15 protein-coding genes, 1 tRNA gene and 1 other RNA gene are annotated in these 15459 nt (G+C 71.7%); 7 read left to right on the plus strand and 10 right to left on the minus strand.

Features of this window, described 5'->3' with window-relative positions:
- Positions 1–26: 26 nt before the first annotated feature.
- Positions 27–554, minus strand: a complete 528-nt coding sequence (locus J2S57_RS09205; RefSeq protein WP_307240540.1) for a hypothetical protein — start codon at positions 552–554, stop codon at positions 27–29.
- 226 nt (positions 555–780) lie between these two features.
- On the opposite strand from J2S57_RS09205, the gene J2S57_RS09210 reads away from it, so the two are divergent.
- Positions 781–2580 (plus strand): S9 family peptidase, encoded by a 1800-nt coding sequence (locus J2S57_RS09210; RefSeq protein ID WP_307240542.1) that lies wholly within the window; start codon positions 781–783, stop codon positions 2578–2580.
- Positions 2581–2669: 89 nt separating this feature from the next.
- Here the strand turns inward: J2S57_RS09210 and J2S57_RS09215 are convergent, their stop codons facing one another.
- The 7 genes from J2S57_RS09215 to ffs all read right to left on the minus strand — a co-directional run bounded on the left by J2S57_RS09215 (position 2670) and on the right by ffs (position 10248).
- Positions 2670–3731, minus strand: a complete 1062-nt coding sequence (locus J2S57_RS09215) for an aspartate-semialdehyde dehydrogenase (protein WP_307240544.1) — start codon at positions 3729–3731, stop codon at positions 2670–2672.
- Positions 3728–5011 (minus strand): aspartate kinase, encoded by a 1284-nt coding sequence (locus J2S57_RS09220; protein ID WP_307240546.1) that lies wholly within the window; start codon positions 5009–5011, stop codon positions 3728–3730. The genes J2S57_RS09215 and J2S57_RS09220 overlap by 4 nt, the downstream gene beginning before the upstream one ends.
- 152 nt (positions 5012–5163) lie before the next feature.
- Positions 5164–5862 carry a DUF5063 domain-containing protein gene (locus J2S57_RS09225; RefSeq protein ID WP_307240548.1) on the minus strand — a complete coding sequence of 233 codons (699 nt, stop codon included), beginning with the start codon at positions 5860–5862 and terminating at the stop codon, positions 5164–5166.
- Entirely contained in the window at positions 5855–6454 is a 600-nt protein-coding gene (recR, locus tag J2S57_RS09230; RefSeq protein ID WP_307240550.1) for a recombination mediator RecR, read from the minus strand. Before recR ends, J2S57_RS09225 begins: the two co-directional genes overlap by 8 nt.
- 68 nt (positions 6455–6522) lie before the next feature.
- On the minus strand, positions 6523–7350 hold the full coding sequence (locus J2S57_RS09235; RefSeq protein WP_307240552.1) for a serine hydrolase domain-containing protein: 828 nt from the start codon (positions 7348–7350) through the stop codon (positions 6523–6525).
- A gap of 6 nt (positions 7351–7356) precedes the next feature.
- The gene (locus J2S57_RS09240; protein WP_307240554.1) at positions 7357–10077 is read right to left on the minus strand and encodes a DNA polymerase III subunit gamma and tau; all 2721 of its coding nucleotides are present in this window, start codon (positions 10075–10077) and stop codon (positions 7357–7359) included.
- A 74-nt stretch (positions 10078–10151) separates the two neighbouring features.
- An RNA gene (ffs, locus tag J2S57_RS09245) (signal recognition particle sRNA small type) lies at positions 10152–10248 on the minus strand.
- Positions 10249–10347: 99 nt separating this feature from the next.
- On the opposite strand from ffs, the gene J2S57_RS09250 reads away from it, so the two are divergent.
- The 4 genes from J2S57_RS09250 to J2S57_RS09265 all read left to right on the plus strand — a co-directional run bounded on the left by J2S57_RS09250 (position 10348) and on the right by J2S57_RS09265 (position 12156).
- Positions 10348–10435: transfer RNA gene (locus tag J2S57_RS09250), tRNA-Ser, on the plus strand.
- A 184-nt stretch (positions 10436–10619) separates the two neighbouring features.
- A complete protein-coding gene (locus J2S57_RS09255) occupies positions 10620–10952 on the plus strand; it encodes a type II toxin-antitoxin system VapB family antitoxin (RefSeq protein ID WP_307240556.1) in 333 nt (110 codons plus the stop codon).
- A gap of 30 nt (positions 10953–10982) precedes the next feature.
- A complete protein-coding gene (locus J2S57_RS09260; RefSeq protein WP_307240558.1) occupies positions 10983–11564 on the plus strand; it encodes a LytR C-terminal domain-containing protein in 582 nt (193 codons plus the stop codon).
- Positions 11565–11679: 115 nt separating this feature from the next.
- Complete coding sequence (locus J2S57_RS09265) at positions 11680–12156, plus strand: DUF4262 domain-containing protein (RefSeq protein WP_307240560.1); 477 nt, start codon at positions 11680–11682, stop codon at positions 12154–12156.
- Between the two features lie 45 nt (positions 12157–12201).
- On the opposite strand, the gene J2S57_RS09270 is transcribed toward J2S57_RS09265, so the two are convergent.
- Positions 12202–13191: a hypothetical protein gene (locus J2S57_RS09270; protein ID WP_307240562.1), complete on the minus strand. Its 990-nt coding sequence runs from the start codon at positions 13189–13191 to the stop codon at positions 12202–12204.
- The gene (locus J2S57_RS09275; protein WP_307240564.1) at positions 13181–13672 is read right to left on the minus strand and encodes a hypothetical protein; all 492 of its coding nucleotides are present in this window, start codon (positions 13670–13672) and stop codon (positions 13181–13183) included. The genes J2S57_RS09270 and J2S57_RS09275 overlap by 11 nt, the downstream gene beginning before the upstream one ends.
- 302 nt (positions 13673–13974) lie before the next feature.
- Between J2S57_RS09275 and J2S57_RS09280 the strand changes: the two genes are divergently transcribed.
- Positions 13975–14343 carry a hypothetical protein gene (locus J2S57_RS09280; RefSeq protein WP_307240566.1) on the plus strand — a complete coding sequence of 123 codons (369 nt, stop codon included), beginning with the start codon at positions 13975–13977 and terminating at the stop codon, positions 14341–14343.
- Positions 14344–14434: 91 nt separating this feature from the next.
- Complete coding sequence (locus J2S57_RS09285) at positions 14435–15367, plus strand: DUF4388 domain-containing protein (RefSeq protein ID WP_307240568.1); 933 nt, start codon at positions 14435–14437, stop codon at positions 15365–15367.
- Positions 15368–15459 lie beyond the last annotated feature (92 nt).

A 15459-nucleotide genomic window follows, 5' to 3' on the forward strand; every position in this document is an offset into this window, starting at 1 on the left:
CGAAAGATTTACCGTTCGTAGCGGATCTAGGCAGCGACCCGCAGCCCGTTCACGCCCCGCAGTCCGACCCGCCCGATGCAGAACGCGCAGCCGACACAGTCCCGGCAGCCGATGCAGAACGCACAGCCCACACAGTCGCGGCAGCCGATGCAGGCCACCATCCCGACGCAGCGGCTGAGACCGATGCCGAAGAGGGTGGCCAGGCTCATCAGCACACCGATGCTGCCGGTGACCCCGATGCTGCCCGCCACGCCCGCGCTGCCGCTGACCGCGAGGCTGCCCGCCACCCCGGCACTTCCGGCGACCGCCGCGCTCCCGGCGACCGCGGCACCACCTGCCACCCCGGCACTGCCAGACACCCCCGCGCTGCCCTCGACACCCGCGCTCCCCGCCACCCCGGTGCTGGAGGAGACTCCCGAGCTCCCCGCCACCCCGGCGCTGGAGGTGACCCCCGCGCTCCCGGCGACGCCGGCCGAACGGCGCGCCCCTGCACTCCCGGCCACCCCTTCACCGGCTGCCACCGCGTCGTCCATCGGCTCGTCGCTCTTGCTCACGTGCCCCACCTCTCGCTCGTGCCGCCCGCTCGCCCGGTTCACCGGACCGTCCCAGCATCGCGGACCGGGCCGGGCTCCTCAAGAAGTCGCGGGCGCTGCCGATGTGTCCATCACGGTGCTCCGCCGTGGTCGGCTCGATCCACTGCGGCGGAGTGCCACCCAAGCTCGTGCGGGACATCCGCGCGCGGAGTCCGGCCGGGACCGGCGCACGTGCAAGGATTTCGCCATGACGGCGCCGATTCCTCCGCAGGACAATCCACTCCCCGCCTGGGAACAGCGTTTCCGGGCCGGCCGGATCGCCATGCCGGTCTGGGCCACCGACGCCCCCGAACGCTGCTCGGTCGTCGCCACCCACGACGGCGTGCTGGAGATGCACAGCTGGCAGTACGGCGAGCAGCCGGTCCGGCTGACCTCCCGCAGCGAGGGCACGGCGCACGGTGAGATCGACCCGTCCGGCGAATGGATCTGGTGGTTCGACGACGCGGCCGGCAACGAGCACGGGCTCTGGCGCAAGCAGCCGTTCGGCTCGGCCCCGGGCGCCGACCAGATCGCGGTTCCCGGCCTGGAGCCCTCGTATTCGGCCGGCCTGGCCCTTGGCCGTGACGGTCTGGCGGTGATCGGCCAGAACGACGACGGGTACGGCACCCGGGTGCACGTGTCCGAGGCCGGGCGGCCGCTGCGGCTGATCTACGAGCACCTCGAAGACGCCGGGGTGGGCGGGCTGAGCGAAGACGGGACGCTGCTCGCGCTGGCCCACAGCGAGCACGGCGACTCCCGGCACACGGCCCTGCGCGTGATGCGGGTCGACGACGGGTCCACCGTCGGCGACCTCTGGGACGGACCGGGAAAGAGCCTGGAGCCACTGGGTTTCGCGCCCGTCGTCGGCGATCCCCGGCTCCTGGTGCTGCACGAACGTGAGGGCCGGGGCGAGCTGCTGATCTGGGACGCCGTGACCGGTGTCGAGGTGGCGGTGAAACTCGACGTCCCGGGCGAGATTTCGGACGCCGACTGGTTCCGCGACGCGTCCGCCCTGCTGATCAGCGTGGACCACGAGGCCCGGACCCGGCTCTACACCTTCAGTCTCATCGATCTGACCACCACTGCGGTCGGCCGGCCCGACGGCACGGTGATGAGTGCGACGACCCGCCCGGACGGTGGGGCCTGGGCCTTGTGGTCGTCGGCCGCACTGCCCGCGGCCGTGCGCGACCTCGACGGCGAGGAGGTGCTGGCGCCCCCGGGTGAGCCGGCGCCGCGATCGGTCGAGATCGAGGACGTGTGGGTGGACGGGCCGGGCGGCCGGGTGCACACCCTGCTACGCCGCCCGGCGGGGGCCGAGGGGCCGTTGCCGCTGTTCATCGACGTGCACGGCGGTCCGACCGCCCACGACGCCGACTGGTTCCGCGCCTACCCGAGTGCCTGGGTGGACCACGGATTCGCCGTTCTGCAGGTCAATTACCGCGGTTCCACCGGGTACGGCTCGCAGTGGCGCGACGCTCTCGAGCAGCGGGTCGGGCACATCGAGCTCGAGGACGTGGTGGCGGCTCGCGACCACCTGGTCGCCTCGGGCGTCGCGGACGCCGGGAAGATCGTGCTCGGCGGGGCGTCGTGGGGCGGATACCTCACGCTGCTCGGGCTCGGCCTGTACCCGGACCGGTGGGACGTGGGTGTCGCCGGGGTGCCGGTGGCCGACTACGTGGCCGCGTACGACGACGAGATGGAGGCACTGAAGGCCTTCGACCGCTCACTCTTCGGCGGTTCCCCGGACGAGGTGCCGGAGAAGTACCGGGACTCCAGCCCGATCACCTACGTCGACCGGGTGATCGCGCCGGTGCTGGTGCTCGCCGGGGAGAACGACCCGCGCTGCCCGATCCGGCAGATCGAGAACTACGTCGGGGTGCTCGCCGAGCGCGGCGCGGAACACGAGGTGTACCGGTACGACGCGGGGCACGGATCACTGGTGGACGACGAGCGGGTGCGGCAGGTGCGGGCCGAGATCGCTTTCGTTCTCGGCCATCTGCCCGAGTGACACCCGCCCCCGGCGCCGACCGCGTCGTCCGCCATTAAACCACCTGCGGGCCGGTGTTTTTCGGCACCGGCCCGCAGGATTGGCCTGACTCAGAGGTCGGACGCGACCAGCTCGGCGATCTGGGCCGTGTTGAGCGCGGCCCCCTTGCGCAGGTTGTCGCCCGTCACGAACAGGTCGAGCGTGTTCGGGAAGTCGAGCGCCTGACGCAGCCGCCCGACGATGGTCGGGTCGCCCCCGACGGTATCGGCCGGGGTCGGGAACTGCTTGCCGTCGGGGTCGTCGACGACGAGCACGCTCGGCGCCTCGTCGAGGGCCTGACGGGCTTCGGCCACCGTGATGTTCTCGGCGAAGGTGGCGTGCACAGCCAGCGAGTGCGTCGTGACGACCGGCACGCGGACGCAGGTCGCCGACACCTTGAGATCGGGGATCCCGAGGATCTTGCGGGACTCGTTGCGGACCTTCAGCTCTTCGCTGCTCCAGCCGTCGCCCTTGGCCGAACCGGCCCACGGCACCACGTTCAGGGCCAGGGGCGCGGGGAACGGCGAGGGGCCGTCGCCCAGCTTCGCGGCGATCGCACTGCGCACGTCACCCGCGACCGAACCGAGCGAACGGTCGGCGGCGACGACGGCGAGCTCGTCGTGCAGCCGGTCGATGCCGGGCTGACCGGCGCCGGAGGCGGCCTGGTAGGAGGCCACCACGAGCTCGGTCAGCGTCCACTTGCGGTGGAGGGCACCGAGTGCGTCGATCATGGTCAGCGTGGTGCAGTTGGGGTTCGAGATGATGCCCCGCGGGCGGTTGCGCGCCGCATCGGGGTTGACCTCGGGAACCACCAGCGGCACGTCCGGGTCCATCCGGAAGGCACCCGAGTTGTCGACCGCGATGGCGCCACGCTCGACCGCGATCGGGGCCCACTGCGCCGAGATCTCGTCGGGCACGTCGAACATCGCGATGTCGACGCCGTCGAACGCCTCCGGGCTGATCGCCTGGACCTCGACCTCCTCGCCGCGCACGACCAGCTTCTTGCCGGCCGAACGGGCGGAGGCGATCAGGCGGATCTCGCCCCAGATGTCTTCGCGCTCGGACAGGATGCCGAGCATGACGGTGCCGACGGCGCCGGTCGCGCCGACGACCGCGAGGGTGGGCTTGCTCATCGTCCGGTACCTCCGTAGACCACGGCCTCTCCGTCGCTGCTGTCGAGGCCGAAAGCGGTGTGAATCGCGCGGACGGCGTCGTCGAGACGGTCGGCGCGGGTGACCACGGAGAGGCGGATCTCCGAGGTGCTGATCATCTCGATGTTGATGCCGGCCTCGGCCAGGGCCGCGAAGGTCTTCGCGGAAACCCCCGGGTGGCTGCGCATTCCGGCGCCGATCAGCGAGACCTTGCCGATCTGGTCGTCGTAGCGCAGGCTCTCGAAGCCGATCTGCTCCTGGGCGCGGTTGAGCGCGTTGATCCCGGTCTGCCCGTCGGTCTTCGGCAGCGTGAAGGAGATGTCGGTGCGGCCGCTGGAGGCCTGCGAGATGTTCTGCACGATCATGTCGAGGTTGATCTCGGCGGCGGCGACCACCTGGAAGATCTCGGCGGCCTTGCCGGGCTTGTCCGGCACGCCGACCACGGTGATCTTCGCTTCGCTCCGGTCGTGTGCGACCCCGGAGATGATCGGCTGCTCCACCACTGCTCCTTGCGCTGTTGTCTCTACGGGCTTGTCGGTGACCCAGGTGCCCTCGCGGTGACTGAACGACGAGCGCACGTGCACCGGGACGTTGAACCGGCGGGCGTACTCGACGCAGCGCAGGTGCAGCACCTTGGCGCCGGACGCCGCCATCTCGAGCATCTCCTCGCTGGTGATGCGCCCGATCTGGCGGGCCGAGGGGACGATGCGCGGGTCGGCGCTGAAGATGCCGTCGACATCGGTGTAGATCTCGCAGACATCGGCCTCGAGCGCGGCGGCCAGGGCCACCGCCGTGGTGTCGGAACCACCGCGGCCGAGGGTCGTGATGTCTTTCGTGTCCTGGCTGACGCCCTGGAAGCCGGCGACGATGGCGATGTGGCCCTCGTCGAGCGCGGCCCGGATCCGGCCGGGAGTGACGTCGATGATGCGGGCCTTGCCGTGCACGCCGTCGGTGATCACCCCGGCCTGGCTGCCCGTGAACGACCGGGCCTCCTGCCCGAGCGCGGCGATCGCCATGGCCAGCACGGCCATCGAGATGCGCTCGCCGGCGGTGAGGAGCATGTCGAGCTCACGGGCCGGCGGCAGCGGCGAGACCTTCTCGGCGAGGTCGATCAGGTCGTCGGTGGTGTCACCCATGGCGGAGACCACGACGCAGACGTCGTGCCCCTGCTTTCGCGTGTCCACGATCCGGCGGGCGACCCGCTTGACGCTCTCGGCATCCGCGACGGAGGATCCGCCGTACTTCTGCACGACCAAGCTCACCGGGGTCGCTCCTTGCTGCTCGCTGGGTTTTCGGACGCGGTCATTCTAGCTGCGTCGGGTTTGCCTGCGGGTAAGGTATTTCGGCAGGTGAGATGCCCGGCGGATGCCGGGTTGCTCCCCAAATCGTGCGGAGATCAGCACGATTCGCGGGATCAATCGACGTTGAGGGCCTCGAACTCCGCATCGGCCACGGTGTCGGTGTCCACGTCGAGGCGCAGGTGCCCGAGCATGCTCTGCAACACACGCAGCGCGCTGGTGGCCCGCACCCCCCAGGTGGACAGGTAGGAGAACTGCCACCACCACAGTGCCTCGTCGACCCGGCCGTCGCGGAAGTGACGCAGGCCGTGCGCCAGGTCGGCGGCGACGTCGGCGAGGTCGTCGGACAGGATGCCGCGGATCAGCTCGCCCGAGGTCAGCGGGTCGACGATGTCGGCGTACTCGTCCAGGCCCTCGAGCAGGTTGGCCAGGCCGGTGCGCAGCGGGTCGATGTCGGGGTCGGGGCCGGCGTCCGGCTCGAACCGCTCGCTCGGCACCACGTCGGTGATCGCGCCCAGCCGGGCGCCGCCCAGCAGGATCTGTGACACCGCCAGCAGCAGCACCGGGATCGCGGTGTCGGGCGAAGATCCGGAGGCCACCTCGGTCAGCGCGTTCAGGTAGGTCTGCGCGTCGGTGGCCGTCTCGTCGGCCAGCTGGTGCAGCTCACGCGCCTCGTCGGCACGTTCGTCGGTGAGGTCGATCGACGCGCTGCCCCGGGTGCGGGCCTGCGGGATCGACGAACCCCGCGCCTCGTGGCGGCCACGCGTTCCCAGCGGCCGGCCGAAGGCGTCCTTCTGGTTCTTCTCCTCAGACATCGAGCAGTCTCCTCCCCTCGAACGCCCGGCCCAGCGTGAGCTCGTCGGCGTACTCCAGATCGCCTCCGACGGGCAGACCGGACGCCAGCCGGGTGACCCTCAGCCCCATCGGCTTCAGCAGCCGGGCCAGATAGGTCGCGGTGGCCTCGCCCTCCAGGTTCGGATCGGTGGCGAGGATGATCTCGGTGACCTCACCGGAGGCCAGCCGGGTGACGAGTTCCTTGACCCGCAGGTCGTCGGGCCCGACCCCCTCGATCGGGCTGATCGCGCCGCCCAGCACGTGGTAGCGGCCGCGGAACTCACGCGTCTTCTCGATCGCGACGACGTCTTTCGACTCCTCCACGACGCACAGCACCGTGCCGTCGCGGCGGGCGTCGGAGCAGATCTTGCACAGTTCCTCGGCCGAGACGTTGCCGCAGGTCACGCAGAACCTGACCTTCTCGATCACCTCGGACAGGGCGAGGACCAGGCGACGCACGTCGACCGGGTCGGACTGCAGGATGTGGAACGCGATCCGTTGCGCGCTCTTGGGACCGACGCCGGGAAGATGCCCGAGTTCGTCGATCAGGTCCTGCACCACGCCCTCATACACAGGTACGAGCCTACGTGCTGTGCCGGGCGGCGTCGCCCATGTCGTGGGTGTCGTCTTACCGGTGGGTCCTAACCGTGGGCGCGGATCAGGTCGTCGGTGAGGGCGGGCCAGGCCTGCTTGGACCAGTCGCCGAAGGCCAGGTCGGACAGGCAGACGCAGGCCAGGCCCCGATCCGGGTCGACCCACAGGAACGTGCCGCCGGCGCCGAAGTGGCCGAAGGCGTTCGGGGAGATCCGGGTTCCGGCCCAGTGCCCCGGCCGGGCGAAGTTACGCTCGAAGCCCAGGCCCCAGTCGAGCGGGTCGAAGCGGCCCAGGCCGGGCAGGATGCCGGGCAGGCCGGGGAAGTGCACCCGGGTGGCCTCGTCCAGCGTGGCCCGGTCGATCAGCTTCGGGTCGAGCAGTTCGGCGGCGAACCGGGCCAGGTCGTCGGCGGTGCTGCGGCCACCGGCGGCGGGTGAGCCGGGCAGCGTGGTGGCGGTCATGCCGAGCGGGGCGAGCACGGCCTCGGACAGGTAGGTGCCGAAGTCGATCCCGGTGACCTCGGCCAGGTGCCGGGCCAGGACCTCGATGCCCTGGTTCGAGTAGACCCGCTTGGACCCGGGCCGGGTGACCGCGGGCGAGCCGGACTCGAACCCGTAGCCCGCGGTGTGCGCCAGCAGGTGCTCGACCGTGGAACCGGGCGGACCGGCCGGGTCGGTGAGCGCGAGGGCCTCCTCCTCGAGCGCCACCAGCACGGCGTAGGCCGTCAGCAGCTTGGTGACCGAGGCCAGGCCGTACTCGCGGTCCGCGTCGCCGCGGGTCTGCGTGGTGGTGCCGTCCGCCGTGATCACCACGGCGGACGTGTTCGGCACGCCCCAGAGGTGTTCCCAGTCGTCGGTGCCGGTGAGTGCGCTCACAGGGGTCTAGATCTCCCGTTCGTCGATCACACGGCCGCCGAGCAGTTGCTCGACGGCCTGGACGCCGACCAGGGGGGAGGCGTCGAAGTCCGCGTCGTCGTTGCTGACGGTGTCGTCGGCCAGGTCGATCTTCTTGGAGGAGACGTCGACGGAGACCGGGGGGCCGGGGGCCGGGGAGCTGGCCGGAGCGGAGCGGCCGGCCGGTTGCGTCCGGGGGGACGGGCGGCCGGGGCGGCCGCCACCGTCCGGCGGGGCCTCGTCCTCACGCACCGGTTCGTTCAGGTCCGGGGGGATGTCGTCGTACGGGGTGGCCTGGGGGGTGGGCATGCCGCGGTCGTCGTCCGTGGCGGGACGACGACCGGACGGGGCGGGCCGGGTGTTCTGAGGCTGGCTGTTCTCGTTCGGCCGGGTGTTCTCGTTCTGGTTCTGGTTCTGCTGGGCGGTGCGCGCGGCGGCGGCTGCGGCGGCGGCCCGGGCGGCGGCGGCACCGACCGAGCGAGGGCGTTCGGACGTGGTGGCCGGTGGAGCGGGCGGGGTCGCCGGTGCCGGGGCGGCGGGGACGGCCGTGACCGGCGGGGCCTCACGGGTGGCCACGCCGACGCCACCACCGGGACTCGTGGCCGCTGTGGGGGTGGGCCAGGTGGCCGGGGCGTTCTGCGGGACCTCGGCCCAGGCCTGGGGTCCGGAGCCCGGGGCCGGGCGCTCGGGGATGGGCGCGGGGCGGGGCTGGGGCGCGGAGTGCGGGGGTGTCTGCTCCGGAGGCGCCGAACGGGCCGAGGTGGCCGGGCCGGAGCTCTGGGGGCCCGGGTTCTGGGGCGCGGGGGTCTGCGGGGCGGGCAGGCTGCCGCCGCCGGCCTGGAACTCGGAGGTCACCGCCGCCTCGACCACGCAGTCCAGGCCGAGCACCTCGATCAGGGCCTGACGCATGAAGTTGGGGTGCGGGCCCCGGCCGAACGACTGGGCCCGGCCGGCCGAGTCGAAGCCGAGCAGCAGCCGTCTGCCGTCGAAGTCGAGCACCTGGGCGTACTGCGAGACCAGGCTCCAGGTGGTGCGTTTGATCGAGGCCACGGCGTTCAGCACGTCGGTCCAGTTGCGGCGCACCGCCTCGAGGTCCCCGGCGCCGCCGCCCGCGGGGGGCTGCGCGCCCGGGGGCCGGACCGGGGGCTGCTCGACCGGCGCCGTCGGGGCCGGGGGTGGCTGGACCGCGGGCCGGGCCGGTTCGGGTTGTGGGGTCGGGGCGGTCGGGGCGGTCGGGGGCGGGGTGGGCCGGGACTCGGGCGCGGGCGGTTCCGCGACCGGAGCCTCTGGTGCCGCGGAAGGCTCCGGGGTGACCCGCGTCCCTGATTCGGAAGCGCCACCGGGAAACGCGTCACCGGACTCGGCGGCCACGGGTGCCGCGTCCGGCGTGTCCGCGGATGCAGTGCCGGTTCCAGTGTTCTTGCCGATCGCGGCTCGCACGGCCGCCAGGCCCGAGGACCTCGCCTGCGGGCCGGCCGCCGGCATGTCGACCACCGGGGCGACCGGGATCTCCGGGACGGCGATTCCCGGGGCGGCCACCAGGGCGCCGGACCCGACCCGCTTCTCCAGCCGGTCCATCCGGGCCCCGAGGCCCCGCTGCTCGTCGTCGGCCGCGGGCAGCAGCAGCCGGGCGCACAGCAGTTCCAGCTGCAGGCGGGGCGAGGTGGCGCCGGTCATGTCGGTGAGGGCGGCGTTCGTCACGTCGGCGGCCCGGGACAGCTCGGCCGCGCCGAAGCGCCCGGCCTGACTGCGCATCCGTTCCAGCTGGTCGTCGGGCATGCCGCGGAACACCGCGTGCCCGCCGTCTTTCACCGCCGCCACGACGAGCAGGTCACGCAGCCGCTCGAGCAGGTCCTCGACGAAGCGCCGGGGGTCGTGGCCGGACTCGATCACCCGGTCGATCACCCGGAAGACGGTGGCGCCGTCACCGGCAGCCAGGGCGTCGGCCACGTCGTCGAGCAGTGCCGAGTCGGTGAAGCCGAGCAGGCCGATCGCGGTGGCGTAGGTGAGACCCTCCTCACCCGAGCCGCCGATCAGCTGGTCGAGCACCGACAGCGTGTCGCGGACCGAACCGGTGCCGGCCCGGACCACGAGCGGCAGCACTCCCTTGCCCGCCTCGACACCCTCCCGCTCGCAGAGCTCGGCCAGGTACTGCGTCAGCCGCTCCGGCGGCACCAGACGGAACGGGTAGTGGTGCGTGCGCGACCGGATCGTGCCGATGACCTTCTCCGGCTCGGTGGTCGCGAAGATGAAGCGGATGTGCTCCGGCGGCTCCTCGACGATCTTCAGCAGGGCGTTGAAGCCCTGCGGCGACACCATGTGCGCCTCGTCGATGATGAAGACCTTGTAGCGGTCGCGGACCGGTGCGAAGGCCGCCCGCTCACGCAGGTCACGGGCGTCGTCGACACCACCGTGGCTGGCGGCGTCGATCTCCACCACGTCCAGGCTGCCCGGGCCGCCACGGGCCAGGTCGACGCAGGACGGGCAGGTGCCGCACGGCGTGGAGGTGGGACCCTGCTCACAGTTCAGGCAGCGCGCCAGGATGCGGGCGCTGGTGGTCTTGCCGCAGCCGCGCGGACCGGAGAACAGATAGGCGTGATTGACGCGGTTCTTGTTCAGCGCCACCGAGAGCGGGCCGGTGACCTGCTCCTGACCGATCACCTCGGCGAAGGACTCGGGCCGGTAGCGGCGGTAGAGAGCAGTCGTCACGGCCGCCAGCCTAGGCCAGCCGCAGCACCGGGAGAGAAGTTGTGAGGAAGTCACCCGGAATGCTCACGGGGACATGAAAGGACCCCCCGCACACCCGCCAGAGCCCGCCTACCCTTGCTGCCTTCCGGCCCTGGGGGGGTTCAGCTGGATGACGCCGCACGAGGGGTCTGCGCACCACTGTACCCAATCCCGACGCCGCCCCCGACCACAGACCCGCCCGGCGACGCCCGGTGTCACGAGCACTCCCCGGAGCCGGATAGACTCTCCCACGGAGGATTCGCCTAGTGGCCTATGGCGCTCGCTTGGAAAGCGGGTTGGGTTAACGCCCTCAGGGGTTCAAATCCCCTATCCTCCGCCAGAAACGGCGGCCTGCACTCACCCTCACCGGGGTGCGAGCGGGCCGCCGTTCCTCGTTCGGCGGTCCTTGGCCGACCTGCCCCCAGATCCGGTCCGGACGTCCACTCCGCACCGATCGTCGCGATTCGGTTGCACAAGGTCATGAAACTGGCGCGGGACGCGACAGTCGCGACACAATCCCGAGGGTGATTTTCAAGGCAGTCGGCGAGGGCCGCCCGTATCCCGACCACGGGTACAGCACGTCCAAGCAGTGGTCCGACGTGCCCCCCAGTCAGGTCCGCCTGGACGATCTGGTCACCACCAAGCGCACCCTCGACCTGGAAGCACTCCTGTCCGAGGACTCCACCTTTTTCGGTGACCTCTTCGCCCATGTCGTTCAGTACCAGGGCGAGCTTTACCTGGAAGATGGCCTGCACCGCGCGGTCCGTGCCGCGCTGCACCAGCGGCCGGTGCTGCACGCCCGGGTGCTGGTGATCGATGCCCAGGACGGTGAGGTGGGGTCCGCGCCCAGGGGCTGACCCGTCCGGTGCCCGAGGGGGGCGTGGCCGATGGAGTCCAGCACGACTGTCCCGACCGGTCCGGACCGGGTCCGGAGACGACGCCGCCGGCAGGCGCTGACCTTCGCCGGCCTGTTCCTGCTGGTCCTGCTCACCGGGGTGGGCGCGCTCGGGAACTCCCTGGGCTGGTACACCCTCGGCTCCCCCGGCGCCCGGGTGCCCTGCCCGGCCCAGACCGTCAGCCTGCCCGGCCAGACCGCCGTCAACGTCTACAACGGCACCGAGCGCCGCGGCCTGGCCCGGGCGGTCTCGCAGGAGCTGAAGCAGCGCGGGTTCCGGGTGGTCCAGGTCGCCAATGCCCCGGGCGGTGCCCAGAAGGCCGCCGTGACCGTTCGCTACGGCGTGGGCGACGAGATCGAGGCCCGCACCGTGGCCCGGCAGTTCCCGGGCCGGGCGGAACTCCTGCGCGACCCCGGCACCCGGCGGGACCACTCGGTGGACGTGGTGGTGGGCTCCCGCTACCAGGCCATGCGCGGCCGCGCCGAGTCCGCCTCGGTGATCGCCCCGGTGCCCACCCCCCGCAACTGCGTCACCGAGACTGCCTCCGCCGACGGGGCCGCGACGCCGGGCTGAGCCGGTGGACGGGGACGGACAAGACTGTCGGTGGTGGCGCCTAAGGTCGTCAAACGTCATCAGGCGGTGTGGAACGACATCGTCGAACGGGGTTGACGGACGGGCGGGGGTCGCCATGTGTCTGAAGTGCCAGGGGTGGAGCGATGAGGACATCCGGGAGAAGAGCCGGCGCGACATCGAGCAGCACGGCTGGGGTTACGTCCATGTTGAGGGCGGTGGGCGTCCGTCCCTGACCTACACGGTGGGTCTCACCCGCTTCCACGGGCATCCCGAGCTGGCGGTGACCGGGCTGGACGCCGACCAGGCCACCCCTCTGCTCGACGGCCTGGCCCACGAGGTCCGGCACGGCGTTCGGCTGGCCCCCGGCGACCTTCTGGCCGAACCGTGCTGCGAGACCCACCTGCTCCAGCTCGTCGAGGTGGGCGACCCCCGCCACCTGGCGCAGGCCCAGGAGATCTACGCCAGCCGGGCCGGTCTGGTGCCCGGCCTGCAGGTGGTCTGGACCGACGACCGGGGCCGGTGGCCCTGGGAACACGACTGGGACGGCGGCACCTGGGGGCAGCCTCTGCTGGGCCGCCCGCTGAGGCTGTGACCGGCCGCCTCCCGGGCGGAACCGGGCGGGCCGGTCAGACCTTGGTCAGACCTGGGCCCGCCCGCGCCGCTGGGCCTCCAGCTCGTCGAGGTCGATCCGCGCCGGGCGCGACGGCAGGAACGACGGCACGTGCCGGGCCGGCTGCGGCGCCCCGACCCCGGTCCGGATGCCGTTCGGCGAGGTCACCACGGTGGCGGGAACGGAGATGGATGTCGGCGGCACGGCACTCGGGGGCACTGTGACGGTGGAGGTGGGGGCCGGGCCGGCCTTGATCACCCCGAGCCGGGCGAGCTGGTGGATCGCGACGGTCGTGGAGAAGACCCCGTGCCCGAGCATCCAGGCGATGTCGAGCGGGGTCGTCGTGCCGTTGGCCAGGGCCGCGATGTTCCACTGGGTGGCGGTCAGGCGAATCCGTTCCACCGGCAGCTGCGGCGCCCGCTGGATCGGCGCGTCCATGCGCACTCCCCGGGTCATCCGGGCCAGCACGGCCTTGCGGCGCTCGACCTCGGTGAGGATCTCCGCCACGGTGAACGTGCGCACCGGGTCGCACCAGTGCCAGGCTCCCGGTCGGAACCGGGCCACCGCGCCGGTCGCGTCGGGCACCACCGCGCCCAGCGTGACCAGGGCGGCGTCGGCCAGGGCGGTGCGCCGCAGCACCTCGGAGTCGAAGGCCGTGGCGGCGTCCCCACCCAGCAGTTGCGACGCGGCCGACACGGCGGCGTCGATCCGCCCCCGCCGCAGCGAGGAGACGAGCCGGGCCCAGCTGCGCTCGTCGCTGTAGGTCGGGCGCAGCAGGAGTGCCTCGATGCCCGGCGTGAGCACCGACTCCACGTACCCGATGCGACCGTTGACCAGGTAGACGGTGCCGCCCCAGCGGCCGTTCAGGTACAGCGCCCCGGTGGCCTGGTCGTCGGCCAGGTCGAAGAGCCGGTCGTAGGCGGTCTCCTCCGGTTCGGGCGGCTGCGACGGAGGCGGCGCGGCGCTGTCGCCGGCCCGGCCGCGCCCGGTCCAGCGCCCCCAGACGCTAGGAGCCATGGCCGGGTTCGATCGCCGGCGGCTGGGTCGCGTGCCTCAGCAGCGGCCCCAGTGCGCGAAGCTGCTGCCGGGCCAGGGCCAGGTTTGTGCGGGCCCGGTCCAGGGTCACCACCACGAGCAAACCGTCCACGCCGGCCTCGGGCAGGGGGGTGATCAGGTGGTGGCGCCGTCCGAAGGTGATCGTGACGTCCTCCAGTTCGTCCGGGTCGCCGAGGCTGGACGTCATCAGGCCGATCACCTGCACCACGTCGCTCGCGGCGGCGGAAACGGTGGCGGCGACGAGGCTGTCGTCACCGGCCTCGGCCGGGCTGTCGGCGTCGGTGGCGGGCTTGCCCACGACGGTGTCCAGCACGAACGCCGAATCTGGTTCGACCAGACAGGCGGCGACCAGCCCGTCGAGACCCTGCAACCGGGCCAGGACGGCGTGAACCGCGTCGGAGCCGCCCAGCGGGAGACCCGAGGGGGCGGATGGTGCATTCACCGGCATCTGCCCCTGCTCAGCGACTGCTGTGAGAACCGGCAAATCACTATCACATAGCTATCACGAGGCACAGATATCGAACTCGATTCTCTTTCGTCTTCTACCCGACTTCTTGACGCTGCCCCCGCCTGAGTGCAGTATTCTGCCGCTCACGAATTGTTACAAGCGCCCCGTTAGATCTGGTTCGATCCACTACCCGTCAGGGCATGTCTGGTGAACTCGCGAGATACGCCGAAACGGGCACTCTGACCTTACCCGACACATGCTTGTGTCAACGTCGAAATGAGACTGGAGTTCTTCCTGTGGACATCGACACCGCGCTCAAAGAAGCGATGGAGATCGACGGAGCACTGGGCGTGAGCCTGGTCGACTACGGCAGCGGAATGTCGCTCGGAAGCCTGGGCGGCGGCAAGTACCTCGACCTGGAGATCGCGTCGGCGGGCAACACGGAGGTCGTCCGGGCCAAGATGCGCACCCTGGAGTCCCTCGGGATGCAGGAGACCATCGACGACATCCTGATCACCCTGGGCCGTCAGTACCACCTGATCCGACTGGTCCGGGGGCAGGCGGCGAGCGGTCTCTTCATCTACCTGGCCCTGGACAAGGCCAAGGCCAACCTGGCCCTGGCCCGTCACCACCTCAAGCGCATCGAGGGCGAGCTCGCGATTTGAGCCGCCCCCGCCCCGGTTCGCGCCGGCCTGACCGGGCCGTCGCGAACCGGCCGTTCCACCACCCCCTCGGGAAGAGAGTCGGGCCCCCGGAATGACGGTTCAGGAGACCGAGCATCCGGCCGCCGACGTGCTGAGGGTGCTTGCCATCAGCCGCAGTTCGGGTGCACTGGAAGTGCGTGGTGTCCCGGGCGGGGCCTTCTTCCTGCACGAGGGCGAGGTCACCTACGCCGAGACCGCCGGTGTGCCACCGGTGCCGGAGACCGTCGAGACCGACCCCGCGCTCCCGTCGATGATCCGCTCGACGATCGTCGAGGCCGGGGTCGAGATGCTCTCCGCCCCACGGGTGGAGAACGACCGGCCGCTCTTCCGGCCCGGACGGCGGCACTGGACCGGCCTGCGTCACCGCTTCGCCGTCGAGCAGCTGCTGGCCGAGATCACCGACCTGCTCGCCCATTTCACCCGGCTCGGGGTCACCCCCGACGACGAGGTCCGGCTGTCCTGGCTGCCTCGCGGTCGCACCGTCGTGATCGACTCCCAGCAGTGGGCCCTGACCTCCCGGCTCACCAGCGCCCAGAGCCCGCGCACCCTGGCCCGGCGTTCCGGCATACCCCTCACCGCGACCCTGACCAGCATCGCGGCGATGATCGCGTCGGGCGTGGCCAAGCTCGTGCAGGCCGACCCCAACCCCACGACGCCGACGGCACCCCCGGCCCCGCAGACGCGCCCCCAGGCACCCGACACCGGCCCTCTGGAGACCGACCGGGCCGTGTCCGCGTCCACCATCCTCACCGCCTCGAAGCCGATCGGCCCCCCACCCGAACAACTGCCTCGGCGCCGCCCGCGCACGCCGGACGCCACACCGGGCCTGGGCGCCGATCCGGCCGGCAGCACCACGACACCGCCACCTCCCCCGGCCCCCGAGGCGTCAGCGCCACCCCGGCCCGTGGCCTCACCGGGAGAACTCGACCCGGACAGCCGGGTGGCGATCGCCCTACGCGTGCTCGAGGGCCTGAAACGCCTGTAGCGCGTTCCGCTTTCTCGAGTCCCCGGAATCCGGGGGCTAATCGCACCGGCTGCGTGAACAATTCACAGGTGTCACATCAATCCCTGGCGTAC

Origin of the sequence: Kineosporia succinea (assembly GCF_030811555.1) — a bacterium.
GTDB lineage: Bacteria > Actinomycetota > Actinomycetes > Actinomycetales > Kineosporiaceae > Kineosporia > Kineosporia succinea.